This is a genomic window from Neobacillus drentensis NBRC 102427 (assembly GCF_001591445.1).
Taxonomy (GTDB): Bacteria; Bacillota; Bacilli; order Bacillales; family Cytobacillaceae; genus Neobacillus; species Neobacillus drentensis.
Map to the genome: position 1 here is coordinate 1 of NZ_BCUX01000007.1, position 14,710 is coordinate 14,710.

18 protein-coding genes are annotated in these 14,710 nt (G+C 37.2%); 6 read left to right on the top strand and 12 right to left on the bottom strand.

From position 1 onward, the window contains the following. Positions 1 to 276: 276 nt before the first annotated feature. The 4 genes from BDR01S_RS03780 (at position 277) to BDR01S_RS03795 (ending at position 3,466) form a co-directional block, all read left to right on the top strand. Positions 277 to 1,149 (top strand): metallophosphoesterase, encoded by an 873-nt coding sequence (locus tag BDR01S_RS03780; RefSeq protein ID WP_066252430.1) that lies wholly within the window; start codon positions 277 to 279, stop codon positions 1,147 to 1,149. A gap of 159 nt (positions 1,150 to 1,308) precedes the next feature. Further along, positions 1,309 to 1,785 (top strand): YkyB family protein, encoded by a 477-nt coding sequence (locus BDR01S_RS03785; protein ID WP_066252428.1) that lies wholly within the window; start codon positions 1,309 to 1,311, stop codon positions 1,783 to 1,785. Between the two features lie 168 nt (positions 1,786 to 1,953). Beyond that, on the top strand, positions 1,954 to 2,154 hold the full coding sequence (locus BDR01S_RS03790; protein ID WP_066252426.1) for a protein YkzT: 201 nt from the start codon (positions 1,954 to 1,956) through the stop codon (positions 2,152 to 2,154). Positions 2,155 to 2,311: 157 nt separating this feature from the next. Further along, entirely contained in the window at positions 2,312 to 3,466 is a 1,155-nt protein-coding gene (locus BDR01S_RS03795; protein WP_066252424.1) for an aminotransferase A, read from the top strand. A 52-nt stretch (positions 3,467 to 3,518) separates the two neighbouring features. Here BDR01S_RS03795 and BDR01S_RS03800 read toward each other — a convergent pair whose 3' ends face one another. From BDR01S_RS03800 to ykzS, 11 genes are all read right to left on the bottom strand, one after another. Then, positions 3,519 to 3,698, bottom strand: a complete 180-nt coding sequence (locus tag BDR01S_RS03800) for a hypothetical protein (protein WP_066252422.1) — start codon at positions 3,696 to 3,698, stop codon at positions 3,519 to 3,521. 69 nt (positions 3,699 to 3,767) lie between these two features. After that, a complete protein-coding gene (locus BDR01S_RS03805; protein ID WP_066252420.1) occupies positions 3,768 to 4,646 on the bottom strand; it encodes an NAD(P)-dependent oxidoreductase in 879 nt (292 codons plus the stop codon). Between the two features lie 174 nt (positions 4,647 to 4,820). Then, positions 4,821 to 5,294: a hypothetical protein gene (locus BDR01S_RS03810; RefSeq protein WP_066252419.1), complete on the bottom strand. Its 474-nt coding sequence runs from the start codon at positions 5,292 to 5,294 to the stop codon at positions 4,821 to 4,823. A 95-nt stretch (positions 5,295 to 5,389) separates the two neighbouring features. After that, the gene (locus BDR01S_RS03815; protein ID WP_066252417.1) at positions 5,390 to 6,175 is read right to left on the bottom strand and encodes an SDR family oxidoreductase; all 786 of its coding nucleotides are present in this window, start codon (positions 6,173 to 6,175) and stop codon (positions 5,390 to 5,392) included. A gap of 132 nt (positions 6,176 to 6,307) precedes the next feature. Then, positions 6,308 to 6,943 carry an FMN-dependent NADH-azoreductase gene (locus tag BDR01S_RS03820; protein WP_066252415.1) on the bottom strand — a complete coding sequence of 212 codons (636 nt, stop codon included), beginning with the start codon at positions 6,941 to 6,943 and terminating at the stop codon, positions 6,308 to 6,310. A gap of 110 nt (positions 6,944 to 7,053) precedes the next feature. Further along, positions 7,054 to 7,200 carry a hypothetical protein gene (locus tag BDR01S_RS25655; RefSeq protein ID WP_169801408.1) on the bottom strand — a complete coding sequence of 49 codons (147 nt, stop codon included), beginning with the start codon at positions 7,198 to 7,200 and terminating at the stop codon, positions 7,054 to 7,056. A 163-nt stretch (positions 7,201 to 7,363) separates the two neighbouring features. Further along, the gene (ptsP, locus tag BDR01S_RS03825; protein WP_066252412.1) at positions 7,364 to 9,076 is read right to left on the bottom strand and encodes a phosphoenolpyruvate--protein phosphotransferase; all 1,713 of its coding nucleotides are present in this window, start codon (positions 9,074 to 9,076) and stop codon (positions 7,364 to 7,366) included. Continuing rightward, positions 9,076 to 9,342: a phosphocarrier protein HPr gene (locus BDR01S_RS03830; RefSeq protein ID WP_066252410.1), complete on the bottom strand. Its 267-nt coding sequence runs from the start codon at positions 9,340 to 9,342 to the stop codon at positions 9,076 to 9,078. The genes ptsP and BDR01S_RS03830 overlap by 1 nt, the downstream gene beginning before the upstream one ends. 366 nt (positions 9,343 to 9,708) lie before the next feature. Next, the gene (locus BDR01S_RS03835; RefSeq protein ID WP_066252408.1) at positions 9,709 to 11,382 is read right to left on the bottom strand and encodes a glycerol-3-phosphate dehydrogenase/oxidase; all 1,674 of its coding nucleotides are present in this window, start codon (positions 11,380 to 11,382) and stop codon (positions 9,709 to 9,711) included. 114 nt (positions 11,383 to 11,496) lie between these two features. Beyond that, positions 11,497 to 12,987 (bottom strand): glycerol kinase GlpK, encoded by a 1,491-nt coding sequence (gene glpK, locus BDR01S_RS03840; RefSeq protein WP_066252406.1) that lies wholly within the window; start codon positions 12,985 to 12,987, stop codon positions 11,497 to 11,499. 22 nt (positions 12,988 to 13,009) lie between these two features. Beyond that, entirely contained in the window at positions 13,010 to 13,204 is a 195-nt protein-coding gene (ykzS, locus tag BDR01S_RS03845) for a protein YkzS (RefSeq protein ID WP_066259849.1), read from the bottom strand. Between the two features lie 235 nt (positions 13,205 to 13,439). Between ykzS and BDR01S_RS03850 the strand changes: the two genes are divergently transcribed. Continuing rightward, complete coding sequence (locus tag BDR01S_RS03850) at positions 13,440 to 13,628, top strand: YkvS family protein (protein WP_066252404.1); 189 nt, start codon at positions 13,440 to 13,442, stop codon at positions 13,626 to 13,628. A gap of 72 nt (positions 13,629 to 13,700) precedes the next feature. Here the strand turns inward: BDR01S_RS03850 and BDR01S_RS26185 are convergent, their stop codons facing one another. After that, positions 13,701 to 13,817 (bottom strand): DUF6254 family protein, encoded by a 117-nt coding sequence (locus BDR01S_RS26185; RefSeq protein ID WP_235846486.1) that lies wholly within the window; start codon positions 13,815 to 13,817, stop codon positions 13,701 to 13,703. Positions 13,818 to 13,964: 147 nt separating this feature from the next. On the opposite strand from BDR01S_RS26185, the gene BDR01S_RS03855 reads away from it, so the two are divergent. Then, a complete protein-coding gene (locus BDR01S_RS03855; RefSeq protein WP_066252403.1) occupies positions 13,965 to 14,576 on the top strand; it encodes a CPBP family intramembrane glutamic endopeptidase in 612 nt (203 codons plus the stop codon). Positions 14,577 to 14,710 lie beyond the last annotated feature (134 nt).

The following is a 14,710-nucleotide window of genomic DNA, read 5'->3' on the forward strand; positions in this document are numbered from 1 at the left end:
TTAAGGGTAAGACTTCTTATATAAAAAACCCAAGTGAATCTCGTTTAGATGCGTTGCGGGGAATTCAAGTGCGTTTTCCTATGTTTTTAAAATGTTTGCACCTCTAAAGTAAACCAGTTACCATTTTTTTGGCTGCTTTTTTTGAATATTTTACTTTTTTATGAATAAAAACTTACAAAGAACCTTTTCACTTGCAATCTAGTTAGTTTTTAAAGAAAATACAAAGGGACTCTTCATATTTGTAGAAGGTTAATAAAAGATAGGCTGGTTGAAAAAATGGCTAAAAAACAGACGAGGAGAATTTTTTTAAAACGAACATTTGGTTCATTTCTTACCGTTCTTGGATTAAGTTCGGGTGGCTATCTATATGCCAATCGAATAGAGCCTTCATTACTCGATATTCAAAAACTTCAAATAAAACATCCACTTATCCCTAAAAGCTTTAATGGAATAAAAATAATTCAATTTAGTGATACCCACCTTGGTTTTCAATATAACCTTCATCAATTTAATAAATTAGTTGAAAAAATTAATCTTCTTAAACCAGACATTATCTTATTTACCGGTGATTTAATGGACGAGCCAAATCAATATACAGAAATTAATAAATTGATTCCTATTTTGACGAAATTACATGCTCCGCTAGGGAAATACTGCATTTTTGGTAATCATGATCATGGTGGTTACGGCTCTGACATATACAGAAATATCATGGTAACGGCAGATTTTACCGTACTTTTGAATGAATCAGCACCCATTAAATTACAGGATGGAAGTACTATCTATCTCCTTGGAATTGATGATGCGATGTTAGGGAAACCTAATTTACCACTGACCCTAAAAAATGTACCAAAAGACACTTTTAAAATATTATTATCTCATGCCCCGGATCTTGCAGAGACCGCTATACAGTATCCAGTCCATTGGCAGCTTAGTGGTCATAGCCATGGAGGGCAAATTAAGATTCCTTTTTTCGGGGCTCTTGTGACTCCCCCTTTTGCCCAAATATACCCAGAGGGCCTTTATTCAATTGGCGAGAATAATCGCCTTTCGCTTTATGTCAATCGAGGAATTGGAACAACACGCCTCCCTTTTCGCTTTATGTCGAAACCGGAGTTAACTATCTTCACATTAAAAACAGAAAAGTAGCATCCAAAAAAATCCTTATCATCAATAGGTAAGGATTTTTTATACAATAAGCATTAAATATTTGATATTTATTTCACTAAAATATTACTGCTTTATTCCTATTTCTTAAAAAAAAAGGTATAATATAGATGTTTTATATAACTGAAAGGAGAACATATTTTGAATTATGATCAGAAAGGCCCTCTAACAAACCTAAATCTAACCATCGAAAACCTCGCTCAAGCTATCTTTATTGTGAATCGCCATGCAAAAACAGCTCCAAATCCCAAATTATTGTACAAATTAAAACAGGAAACATTGAAAAAATTGATCGAAGAAGGCAAAGCAAAAAAAGTTGGTCTCCATTTCTCTGGAAACCCGCGAAATAGTCAACAGCAGTCGGATGTGTTAGTTGAATGCGGAAGGTATACATTTCATATTCCTCCAACTAAGTCCGATTTTCTAGAACTACCGCATTTTGGTAAATTAGACGAACGGGTACGCAATCCAAAGGCAACACTTTCACTAAATTCAGCAAAAGCATTACTTCAGCTATATACCGGAATTTCAGAACTAGATCCAACCCCAGCTAATCATAAAAAAAGCAAAACCTATCAAAAGCCTATTTTTAAAAAATTAGGCGAACGATATTCATGAAGCCAGGATTCCTGGCTTTTTCTTATGGAGTATCCATCCTAATATGTAACACTTAGTGATGATTTTGTGAACAACATCACTAACATATAGACTCTTTATTGATACGGAATTACAATACAATTATGAGAAGATACTTAGTTGAAAAAATTTAAAAGAGGTGCTTGACCAATGAAAGGAACAGCGATTCTTTTTCAAGAACAAAAGGTTACATTTATTGAAGATGTGGATCATTCCATTTATGAAGAAATTAAAGAGCAATGTGGCTGCGAGGATTGTAACTGCAAGCTAGAAGATAAAATAGTTAATTTCGGTTCTGTGTCACCAGTTTTTTGGCACGAGGACGAGGTTGACTGGGATTATGGTTATTAAAACACTTTAATTTAAAATAAACTCCCCTTCCCCTAAAAACGGTCTGAGTAAAAACTCAGATCGTTTTTTATTTCTCTTTAGTAGTACCTTCGGCTAAAAATAGTCTATAATCATTATATTCATAAAAGGCTAAACTTCAATCGGAAGGATGGACAATTTGGAACAATTAATTAATCAACGTGTAAAAGATATAGAAATCTCGGGAATTAGAAAATTTTTTAATATGGTATCCCATATTGACGATTTGATTTCGTTTACGATTGGACAACCTGATTTCCCAACCCCGGAGCATGTGAAGAAAGCTGGTATTGCTGCGATTGAGCAGAACTTTACTTCCTATACTCACAATGCAGGAACGATTGAATTAAGGGAAGCTGCGTGTAATTTTGTAAATAAAAAATATGGCTTAAGTTATAAACCTGAATCAGAGGTGATTGTTACTGCAGGTGCAAGCGAGGCAATTGACATTGCTTTTCGGACGATATTAGTTGAAGGGGCTGAAGTCATATTACCTGGTCCTATTTATCCGGGTTATGAACCGATTATTAAAATGATGGGGGCTACACCTGTACATGTTGATATCCGGGAAAATCAGTTTCGCTTTACTTTAGAAATGATAAAACCTTTTATTACAGAGAAAACCCGTTGCATCGTCCTGCCGTACCCCTCTAATCCGACCGGCGTTAGTCTCTCAGAGTCAGAGCTAAGAGAAATAGCAGAGTATCTTAAAAATAAAGATATCTTTATCCTTGCAGATGAAATATACAGTGAGCTTACCTATGACCAACCGCATAAATCAATTGCTTCCTTTCTAAAAGAACAAACCATCGTCATTAATGGGTTATCCAAATCCCACTCGATGACTGGCTGGAGAATTGGCTTCTTATTTGCACCTGAAGTCATATCTAGACATATTTTAAAGGTTCATCAATATAATATTTCTTGTGCGACGTCCATTGCCCAGAAAGCAGCCTTTGCGGCAGTTACTAAAGGGATTGATGATGCGCTTGTAATGAAAAAAGAATATCTAAAAAGAAGAGAATTTGTTTACAAGCGCTTAACTGCGATGGGACTTGATGCTGTCAAGCCAGACGGAGCGTTTTACTTCTTCGTAAAGATCCCGGAACCCATTCAATTAAACAGTTTTGACTTTGCCCTAAAGCTTGTCCAAGAAACAAAAGTGGCCGTTGTTCCTGGCAGCGCTTTTTCAGAATATGGAGAAGGCTATTTCCGGTTATCGTTTGCTTGTTCTATGGAAACGCTTGAAATCGGTTTAAATCGAATGGAACACTTTATAAAGAGCTCGATATAAAGGCATAATGAAACCCTCACCAATTAAAGTGAGGGTTTTAATTGCTTAATAATTACTGACCTTTATATTCCCCATTGTTTTTAGATGCCTTTTCTTTTTTCGCTTTGTCCTTATGTGCCTGATTTGCAGCGCTTGAGCCAAATTCAGAGGCAAATTCTTCGTTTGCTACTGCAGAATCAAACCCCTTTTTGTTTTTTTGTTCTGCGTCGTTCTTTTTCGTCCGTTTAGCCATTAAAAATTCCTCCTATTTCAAGAATTCCATCATAGTTTCATGAAAATAGGCATAATTTATTCATAATATTTAACTCTTCCAAAATTTATAAAGGGCATGGGTTCCGCTGTTTTCCTCTCCTTTTTCGACTAATTGGTCATACAAAGATTTCGCTAATGAAAGTCCCGGAACTTCCATCTCCATTTTTTCAGCTTCATCTATCGCGATTTTCATATCCTTAATAAAATGTTTTATGTAAAAACCGGGTTCAAAGTTTCCTGCTAACATTCTTGGTGCAAGATTACTTAGGGACCAGCTCCCGGCAGCCCCAGTTGTAATACTTTTCAAGACATTCTCAGGGTCTAATCCGGCCTTTTCTGCATATATAATGGCCTCACAAACACCTATCATATTTGAGGCAATGGCAATTTGATTGCACATTTTTGTATGCTGCCCAGCACCTGGGTTCCCTTGATAAACTACGTTTGTTCCAAGCAATTCTAATATAGGAAGAACTTCGTCAAACGCTTCCCGTTCACAGCCAACCATAATGGAGAGCGTAGCTTCCTTCGCACCTACATCTCCACCTGAAACCGGTGCATCTATTGCCTGAATTCCTTTCATTTTAGCCTGTTCATAAATTTTAATAGCAAGTGATGGTGCAGAGGTTGTCATATCGATAAGGTAGCTTCCCGATGCCCCATTGTGAATTAAACCATTTTCGCCAAAATATATTTCCTCCACATCCCTCGGATAGCCAACCATAGTAAAAATTACCGATGCTTTTTCAGCTACGTCTTTTGCTGTTGCGGCCCACTCTGCGCCGTTATCCAATAGGTCTTGTGCCTTTTCCTTTGTCCTTGAATAAACAATTATGGAATAGCCGGCATTGATTAAATGTCCTGCCATGCTCTTCCCCATAACACCAATGCCAATAAAGCCAATTACCGTATTTTCTGAAGTAAGCAAAATAATCCTTCCTCTCTTTTAAATATTCCTTTATATTTTAACATTAAATTTTGTTACCCGAAAAATAAGCACAAGAAAGACCGGAACGTCCCAGTCGCTCCGGTCTTCGTGCTCCTTCTCTCCAAAGTTATGCACAATTTTATTTTGCCCTTTTAAAAGAGAAGATAATCACTTTTACAACTCTGAAGAAAAGTTTGTTAAATAAGTACGGCCGAAAACCTCTTGATTATTAAATACTTCAATCGAGACGGCATTATTCTTTTCAATCATATTTTTAAGCTCATGAATATGTAAATCTACGTTTAGAGGAAGCGGGTCCATAAAAATATATTTTTCACCTTTTCCTTCAACTTCCAAATATTCTCCATTCTGCACTTGCTCTTCGCCGTAAACTATTTCCCTTTTACCAATTGCTTCAGCTAACTTGTCATCATGAATAGTAACTTTCACTTTATATAATTGTTGACCTGCTAATATTTCACTATTGATTCGAAACCGGAATTGTAGTTCATTATTTTTTGTTAACAAAGCATCAGCATACCGATTGACAATTAATTCATTGGAAAAAAGTAAGCCGCAGCCATTTAATAGCGTGGTTACAGATAGTACCAAGAGCAAAACAGTAATTAATCGAATATTTTTCAGCATTTAATAACACTCCCTTAATATTTTTACCATAGCCAAATTACATCGGTAATAAACGTAAAGAAAGGTTAATATAGGAAAAAATAAATCATTTGTTTTTAGATCGCCTTGACCATCCCTCCGTCTACTAAGAATGAACTGCCAGTCATATAAGAATTAGCATCAGATAAGAGGAAAGCAGCAACATTTGCAAATTCCTCCGGGGTGCCGTACCGCTTTAAGGGAATTCCTGCTTGTGACTGTAAGGCAATTGTCTCCCTGTCAACACCAAGCTTATCAGCGTTCACTTGATCTAAATGACTGATGCGGTCTGTTGCAATTCGTCCAGGCGCAATTGTATTAATCAAAATATTATATTGAGCCAATTCTGAAGCAAGTGTTTTTGCTAGTCCAACTATGCCTGTCCGAAAAGTATTCGAGAGAATAAGGCCCGGAATTGGTTCTTTAATTGAAGTAGAGGCGATATTCAGGATTTTACCACCTTGCTCTTTTAAATAAGGCAGTGCCGCCCGAATCATTCGAACGTAAGATAATAAATTCAATTCAAAGGAATTCTGCCAGTCTTCATCACTCAAATCTTCAAACGAACCTGCAGGAGGACCTCCAGCATTATTAACTAGCAAATCAATTGTTTGAAATGTTTCTGCAGTTGCTTTTACCAACCGATTAATGTCATTTATATCTGTTATGTCAGTTTTTTGATAAGCTACTTTTCCTAAACCAATAGATTCAAGCTGACTTGCTTTTTGTCTCAGCTTTTCCTCATCGCGGCCGGAAATCATAACATTGGCTCCTTCTCTAATTAAACGCTCAGCTATTGCAAACCCTAAGCCTTGGCTCGAAGCAACCACCAAAGCTGTTTTACCGGTTAAATTCAATTCCATTAACTTTCCAATCCTCCTTGATAAATAAATATAATTATAGTATACAGGATAAATGAAGGGAATACTTGCCAAAAGTATATAAAAAAAGAGACAGATTTGCTCTGCCTCTTTGCCTATGTTCTAGCAAGTTTTTTAAAATGTATGTGCAAGATCCCTGGCACGGGCAATCGCATTTTCCTTTATTTCTTGCGCCTTGTCCGGCATTGCATTATGACCTTCCACAAACAGCCCTTCTAGTGAAGGAACTCCAAAGAAACTCATCATGACACTGATATAACGGTGTCCCATTTCCATTTCTGCTGCTGGCCCCTCTGAGTAAAAACCACCACGGGCTTGTATATGCAATGCCTTTTTATCCGTTAAAAGACCAATTGGACCCTGTTCAGTATATTTAAAAGTCTTTCCTGCAACCGCAACCGAGTCAAGGTACGCCTTCATAACGGGTGGAAATGAGAAATTCCATAAAGGCGTGACAAATACATATTTGTCCGCACTCACAAACTGCTCACTTAACTCATTGAGTCGACCCACCTTTTGTTTTTCTTCCGCAGTTAACTCATCAAAGCCTTGACCAGAACGAAGTTTTCCCCAGCCGCTAAATACGTCTGCATCAATATGAGGTATATTTTCGCTATACAAATCTAGATGAATTACCTCATCACCGGAATTGATTTGTTTATAACTATCAATAAATGCCTTACCCACCGCCATGCTATAGGATTGGGTTTCATTATGAGGATGTGCAGTGATATATAAAACACGTACCATTCAAGCTCCACCTTTCATTTAAGTAAAGACAATATTATTATCAGTTATAATGCTGGAAAATAACCAAAAAGAAAGGATTTGCCAGGAGACAAATCCTTTAAGTACCACGTTTATTCATTTGCATCTAGTGAGTAAGGGTTACGACCAATGTTAATTCGCATTTCATCAGTCAGCTGGAATGGTTCATTAACCAATGCCTCATTGGTTGCTTGACCCAGTTGTGAACTTCCATCAAAATGTACTGGTTTTTGTTCCATAATTCCAATCACCTCCACCATATCAACTTTAGCATGTGCAATTCTTCCTAATTACTTACCTATTTTCATCCAGTAATCATACTAAAGGACTGACCCGAAAATGAGTATATGGCATAGAAAAGACCAACTAATAAAATCAGTCGGTCTTTTCTATGCCATAATTTTACTTTGTAGCAGCATTTACTGCCTCAATAACCTGAGCAGTGGTTTGCATGTTTAATACTTCTTGAGCAAGCTTCTCCATATCAGATTTTTTCAAATTCCTGATTTGCGAACGAGCTTTTAATATGGAAGTGGCACTCATTGAAAATTCATCAAGCCCAAGTCCTAAAAGAAGTGGAATTGCTGTTTCATCCCCTGCCATTTCCCCACACATACCTGTCCATTTTCCTTCTGCATGTGAAGCATCAATAACCATTTTTACTAAACGTAAAATAGACGGGCTATATGGCTGATACAGGTAAGAAACACGTTGGTTCATGCGGTCAGCAGCCATCGTATATTGAATCAAATCATTTGTACCGATACTAAAGAAGTCCACTTCTTTTGCAAATTGATCAGCTAGGATGGCCGTTGAAGGAATTTCCACCATGATGCCAAGTTCAATTTCATCGGAAACCTTTTGTCCTTCAGCAAGAAGCTTTTGCTTTTCTTCTTCAAGAAGCGCCTTTGCAGCACGGAATTCATCAAGGGTTGCAATCATCGGGAACATTATTTTTAAATTCCCATAGATACTAGCACGTAACAGTGCTCTTAGCTGGGTACGGAAAATTTCCTGCTCCTCTAAGCATAAACGGATTGCCCGGAAACCTAAGAACGGGTTCATTTCTTTTGGTAAATCCAAATATGGCAGTTCTTTATCCCCGCCAATGTCCAAGGTACGAACAACAACCGGTTTTCCTGTTAATCCTTCTAAAACGGCTTTATAGGATTCAAACTGTTCGTCTTCGGTTGGAAGTTGCTCTCTTCCCATGTAGAGGAATTCAGTCCTGTATAGGCCTACACCTTCCCCACCATTTTCAATGACTCCTTTTAAATCCTTAGGTGTACCGATATTGGCGACCAATTCAACATGGTGATTATCACTTGATACAGTTGGTTCATTAACAAGCTTAGCCCATTCAGCCTTTTGAGCTTCATACCCTTCATTCACTTTACGGTATTGCTCAACAAGTTCCGGAGTTGGATTAATATGTACTTCACCCTTTAATCCATCAACAATAACAAGATCCCCATTATTGATTTCCTCAGTAGCTGTCTTTGTTCCAACAACTGCTGGAATTTCAAGAGAGCGAGCCATTATTGCTGAATGTGAGGTACGTCCGCCAATATTTGTTGTAAATCCTAGAACAAATTGTCTGTTTAATTGTGCGGTGTCTGACGGGGTTAAGTCTTCAGCCACAATAATCACTTCTTCAGCAATCATGCTTGGATTAACCAATTGAACACCCAACAAATGGGCTAATATACGTTTGGTTACATCGCGAATATCTGCTGCACGTTCCCGCATATATTCATTTTCCATTTGTTCAAACATCATAATGAACATATCCGCCGTTTCCTTTAGAGCAGACTCAGCATTCACTTTATCAGACTGAATTTTTTCTTCAATCGGTGCATTTAATTCAGGGTCACTAAGGACGAGTAAATGTGCTTCAAAAATCGCAGCTTTATCTGCGCCAAGGTCGACTTTAGCCCGTTCTCGAATCGCTTCGAGTTCTGCTTTTGATTTCGACATTGCCTGCCTGAAACGATCAACCTCTGCAGAAGTATCATCAACTTGTTTTTGTTCAAACGATAAATCTGGTTCGACAAGACGGTATGCTTTTGCAATTGCAATCCCGTTTGATGCAGCTATGCCATGTAAAAAAGTCATTATTCTGCCAATCCTTCTTTTTTCAAGGTTTCTTCAAGGCTATTTAATGCATCGTTTGCATCGTTTCCTTCTGCTGAAATGGTAATATCAGCACCTTGTCCAACACCTAGAGACATAACACCCATTATTGATTTTAAGTTAACTTTCTTACCTTTATATTCTAAATGAATTTCAGAATCAAATCGGCTAGCTGTTTGAACTAACAATGTTGCTGGTCTTGCATGTATACCTGTTTCTGCGACTACTTTAAATTGCTTTTCTGCCATGATAATCAAACTCCTTTAATATTTATATAAAAATATAAACTTGCTTTATTAAAAATAAACATTTGTTATCATTTAGTCAACTAAATCAATATTTAGCTAAAGAGTTAAAGTGAAATCTTTTCCGTTTATTTTTTCCAAAAAGAAAACAAACATGTATTGAATTTTCACTCAGATGATAATGTTTTGTTTATACAATTGCTAGAATATCACTTTCGCCTTTTTCAAACAACTGAAAAATCTATTTTATACTACATGTCACAAATCTGTCACAATTCTATCAAAATCAGTCACAAACATTCACTTTACCAAAAAAAAATCCAAAAAGCCGCCAATTAATTGACAGCTTTTATCATATCCCAATTCTTACTAGGGAGTTTTCTTTTCATCATCATGGGGATTAACTGCGTTTTCCAAACTTTCCTCTAGAGATAATGAGTATCTGTTCTTTTCCTCTTCTGTCCAATTGAGTCTATCAGCCATATAGGAAGTAACATGATTTTTCCATTTTTGCACAAATTGAATATCAAATAATAGTAATCCTGTTCTTCTTACAAAAAAGTCAATCAGTGTGGCAGTCATTTCTTCTTCTATTCCATAAATAAGCATTGCTAATAACGAAATCGGCATGCTGTACTTTTCCACATCAGCTTTGTCCCGTTTTACAATTTCAAAAACATCGTCCACGTTTGATCCATACATTCTTGTCAGCTGTTCGGCATCAGCTTTAGTTAAGCCAATTGCCATTCCTTTTGAGATTCGCTCCATCACAAAGTTGTTAAAATTATTTGAACCGCCAACATTTCCCCCTGAAATCGGTAAATTAACAGTCTGACAGGGCCGATATACAATTCCCTCTTCACTCATCAACCTTTGAGCTACTAAATTGACGATAGTTTCCGCCATTTTACGATATCCGGTCAATTTGCCTCCAGCAATTGTAACCAGACCAGAGGATGATTCCCAGATTTCATCCTTCCGTGAAATATCAGAAGCTACTTTACCTTCTTCATATATTAGGGGTCTAATCCCAGCCCAGCTAGATTCAATATCCTTTTCACATAGGCTAACTTTAGGAAACATATAATTAATTTGATTGATTAAATAGCTTCGATCACTGGAACTCATTAATGGCTGTGTCTTATCTTGGTCATAAAAAGTATCCGTAGTTCCGACATAGGTTTTTCCTGCACGCGGAATGGCAAAAATCATCCTTCCATCTGCGGTATCAAAATAAACAGCTTGTTTTAATGGAAACCGAAATTGATCAATCACGATATGAACACCTTTTGTAAGTTGCAGCATTTTCCCCTTTTTGGATGTATCAAGATTTCGAATTTCATCAACCCACGGGCCCGTAGCATTGACTATTTTTTTCGCTTTAACTTGATACACCTCATCTGTGATTTGGTCCTGAACAATACAGCCCACAACTAGTTCATTTTCATAGATAAGCTTAATTACCTTAGTATAGCTATTTGCAACTGCACCACCTTGCACGGCTGCCTTTACTACTTCAATTGTCAGCCGCGCGTCATCCGTACGGTATTCAACATAATACCCTCCGCCTATTAATCCTGTTTCTTTAATTAGCGGCTCTTTTGCCAGTGTTTCTGGAACAGAGAGCATCTGCCTCCGTTCATTTTTTTTAACTCCCGCTAAAAAATCATAAATTCGCAGTCCAATGGCTGTGCTAAACTTACCAAAAGTCCCGTCTTTATGAATCGGCAGCAATATCCATTCCGGTGTTGTCACGTGAGGTCCATTTTCATAAACAATGGCCCTTTCCTTTCCTACTTCGGAAACCATACTTATTTCAAATTGTTTTAAATAACGCAATCCGCCATGAACTAATTTCGTTGATCTGCTTGATGTCCCTGCTGCAAAATCCTGCATTTCAACAAGAGCTGTTTTCATTCCCCTTGCCTGCGCATCGAGAGCAACCCCTGCGCCTGTGATTCCACCACCGATAATCAAGACATCATAAGTTTCGGTTTGGAGTCTTTCGACTATTTTTTCACGCTCTAAGATAGAAAATTTCATGTTGAATTCCTCCAATGAATATAGAAAGACCACAAATAAATTACCTTATTAGATAATGTATTTATGGTCTTCCTGAAAAATTTCTATCATTTATAAACTTATGAACCAATTAGATTATTTAAAAGCCATTGCAGCCTTTACTGCTTTTTTCCAACCATCATATAAAAGTTTCCTCTTCTCGACTGGCATCTTAGGATTGAACCTTCGCTCAATCGCCCATTGCCTTGCTATTTCCTCTTGGCTTTCCCAAAAGCCAACAGCTAGCCCGGCTAAATAAGCTACACCTAAAGCTGTTGTTTCATTCACAACTGGTCTTTCCACTGGAACGCATAAAATGTCACTCTGAAATTCCATTAAGAAATTATTACTAACAGCCCCACCATCGACACGAAGTGTTTTGAGTTCTATACCCGAGTCAAATTCCATTGCTGATAAGACATCTTTAGATTGGTAAGCTAATGCTTCAAGCGTTGCCCGAACAAAATGTTCCTTTGTCGTTCCTCGCGTTAATCCGAACACAGCACCGCGTACTTCACTATCCCAATAGGGTGTACCTAACCCTACAAATGCCGGGACAACATAAACACCTTCCGTGGATTCAACCTTGGCAGCATATCCCTCGCTGTCCTTTGCATTCTTCAGGATTCTTAAGCCGTCACGGAGCCATTGAATTGCAGACCCGGCAACAAAGATACTACCTTCAAGTGCATATTCAACTTTCCCATCTAACCCCCAGCCAATGGTTGTAAGTAAGCCATGCGCAGATTGGACAGCTTTTTCCCCCGTGTTCATAAGCATAAAGCACCCGGTGCCATACGTGTTTTTTGCCATACCGGCTTCGAAACAGGCCTGCCCAAACAATGCGGCCTGTTGATCCCCGGCTGCCCCTGCTATCGGTACTTCCCTGCCTAATAAATGATAATCAACCGTATGGGCATAAATCTCCGATGAAGGACGAACCTCCGGTAGCATTGATTTAGGAATATCAAGGATTTCTATTAATTCATCATCCCATTTTAACTCAAAGATATTAAACATCAACGTACGAGAGGCGTTTGAATAATCGGTGACATGGGCTTTACCTCCGGAAAGTTTCCAAATTAACCAGGTATCGATGGTCCCGAACAGTAATTTCCCCTCTGTTGCATTGTGTCGGGCACCTTCCACATTGTCCAAAATCCATTTCACTTTTGTTCCGGAAAAATAAGCATCGATTAACAAACCTGTTTTTTTGCGAAACAAATCATCATAGCCCTTTTCCTTTAATTCATCACATATGCTACTGGTTTGTCTTGATTGCCAAACAATTGCATTGTATATTGGATCTCCCGATTCCTTATCCCAGACTACTGTTGTTTCACGCTGATTGGTAATGCCAATCCCAGCGACTTGTTCTGCTTTTATTCCTGACTCTGTTAAGACTTCAGCAATTACAGATAAAACTGACCCCCATATTTCATTTGCATTATGCTCAACCCAACCAGGGTGAGGGAAATATTGGGTAAATTCCTTTTGAGCAACGTGAGCAATCTCTCCATTTTTATTAAATAGAATTGCACGTGAACTGGTGGTACCTTGATCAATTGATAAAATGTATTTTTCCACAGCAATCTCCCCGTTTTGAAAATTAACTTCTTGGTTCTTTTAGGTATTGATATAAAACATCGCCGCCCCTTTGACCTATTCCACGAAAATGCTTAAAATCTTTTCTTTTTACTAAGACTTGACGAAATTCCATAAAATCATCATTTTTTACATAGTACTCCGATAGTTCCCCTGTCATTAATTGATTCAAGATTTCTGAAATCATTTCTTCTTTCATCATAATGCACCACCTTTACCTATTTATTTTAACGTTATGGCATTTCTTACGCCAACTTTCAAAAAATGAAAGCGCTATCGATTCTTTTGTATCCCTTTTTCTCATATATTAATAATGTTTATAAAGAATTAACATAATTGTCAAATAAAAGCCTTTACGAATTGAATAAAGTAGTGCAAACTGTTATTTAACTGGATTTTAATTATAGTTTTTGAGGTAAAGGAGAGAGACTAAAGTGAGAAAAGCAGAAGTAGGAAATATCATAGAATTCCGTGGTGGTTTGAAGGGGATTGTAGAAAAGGTAAATGAAAATTCTGTCATAGTCGACCTAACATTTATGGACAATTATCGTGATTTAGAATTGGATCAGCGTACAGTTGTCAATCACAAAAACTATAAGGTTGTAAAAGAAAGCGCTTATTAAATTAATAGAATTCTAGAAAAGACAGTCCCAACATGGCTGCCTTTTCTTTTTTGACTCCTACCCGAATCATTATTAACCTTTTCCAGGTTCTTTAGATAACTGCTTTAAAGATTTTACTTTTCCATGTGGATTTTGATCTTGCTTCCTTACTGTCCATTCACGTTCTTGTTCACTTTTTGATTTGCTCATCCCTATCACTCCCTTCCTTCCTTCTTATTTTTTTCTTTTCTTTCCGTTCTAAACAAACGAATTGCTAAAAGGGCAATGTAATGATTTCCATTTGAAAAACTTATTTGTTAAAATAATCTCTATTGTTCCTAAAAGGAGTTCATGATAATGAAAAAATTCTTCCAAGACCCTCGCATACTTATTGGTTTACTTATTGCTCACGTTCTTTTATTTTTTTCATTTCAGGATCGAACGATCTTTTGGTATATATTTTCCGGATCCATTTTGGTGTTAATCGCATACTCATCCTTTCAGGAAGATGTCGATGATAAATTATCATTTATTAAATTTATCATTTTTGGAGCACTATCAGGTTTCTTATTATATTTCGTTTTTTGGCTCGGCATATGGGGAATGAAGATCCTTCATCTCCCGTTTAATACGAGTATTAAGAATCTCTATAATTGGTATGCGCCAGCATTATTTTGGCAATACCTAGCTTTAGTTTTGGTAGCAGCACCGGGAGAAGAACTTTTCTGGCGGGGATTTATCCAAAAAAGACTGAGTAAGTACTTTAAACCAATTGTAAGTATTTTAACTGGATCAGTCCTGTACGCTTCTGTTCATATTTATTCCGGCTCTTTTTTGTTAGTTCTTGCTGCCTTTATTTCAGGTCTTTTTTGGGGATATCTTTATTTTTTGAAGAAAAGTATGCCACTTGTAATTGTATCTCATATCATCTTTGACCTAATGATATTTATAATATTGCCTTTTAAGTAGAAGAAGCAGTGTGTCCTTTTTATAAAGGGTTCCGTTTTGAGGTGCTTTTCTTAAAAAATGTGCTGAAATAACTACCTCTAATTTAGTTAAGATGACTTGTCCTTAATCGAGTAACCAGCAAAAGTAAAATAAGC

What these genes read in the sequence shown, in the direction of transcription:
- BDR01S_RS03780 (WP_066252430.1), top strand. Translation starts at nt 277, where the DNA reads ATGGCTAAAAAACAGACGAGGAGAATTTTTTTAAAACGAACATTTGGT.
- BDR01S_RS03790 (WP_066252426.1), top strand. Translation starts at nt 1,954, where the DNA reads ATGAAAGGAACAGCGATTCTTTTTCAAGAACAAAAGGTTACATTTATT.
- BDR01S_RS03800 (WP_066252422.1), bottom strand. Translation starts at nt 3,698, where the DNA reads ATGGCTAAACGGACGAAAAAGAACGACGCAGAACAAAAAAACAAAAAG.
- BDR01S_RS03810 (WP_066252419.1), bottom strand. Translation starts at nt 5,294, where the DNA reads ATGCTGAAAAATATTCGATTAATTACTGTTTTGCTCTTGGTACTATCT.
- BDR01S_RS03815 (WP_066252417.1), bottom strand. Translation starts at nt 6,175, where the DNA reads ATGGAATTGAATTTAACCGGTAAAACAGCTTTGGTGGTTGCTTCGAGC.
- BDR01S_RS03820 (WP_066252415.1), bottom strand. Translation starts at nt 6,943, where the DNA reads ATGGTACGTGTTTTATATATCACTGCACATCCTCATAATGAAACCCAA.
- BDR01S_RS25655 (WP_169801408.1), bottom strand. Translation starts at nt 7,200, where the DNA reads ATGGAACAAAAACCAGTACATTTTGATGGAAGTTCACAACTGGGTCAA.
- ptsP (WP_066252412.1), bottom strand. Translation starts at nt 9,076, where the DNA reads ATGACTTTTTTACATGGCATAGCTGCATCAAACGGGATTGCAATTGCA.
- BDR01S_RS03830 (WP_066252410.1), bottom strand. Translation starts at nt 9,342, where the DNA reads ATGGCAGAAAAGCAATTTAAAGTAGTCGCAGAAACAGGTATACATGCA.
- BDR01S_RS03835 (WP_066252408.1), bottom strand. Translation starts at nt 11,382, where the DNA reads ATGAAATTTTCTATCTTAGAGCGTGAAAAAATAGTCGAAAGACTCCAA.
- ykzS (WP_066259849.1), bottom strand. Translation starts at nt 13,204, where the DNA reads ATGAAAGAAGAAATGATTTCAGAAATCTTGAATCAATTAATGACAGGG.
- BDR01S_RS26185 (WP_235846486.1), bottom strand. Translation starts at nt 13,817, where the DNA reads ATGAGCAAATCAAAAAGTGAACAAGAACGTGAATGGACAGTAAGGAAG.
- BDR01S_RS03855 (WP_066252403.1), top strand. Translation starts at nt 13,965, where the DNA reads ATGAAAAAATTCTTCCAAGACCCTCGCATACTTATTGGTTTACTTATT.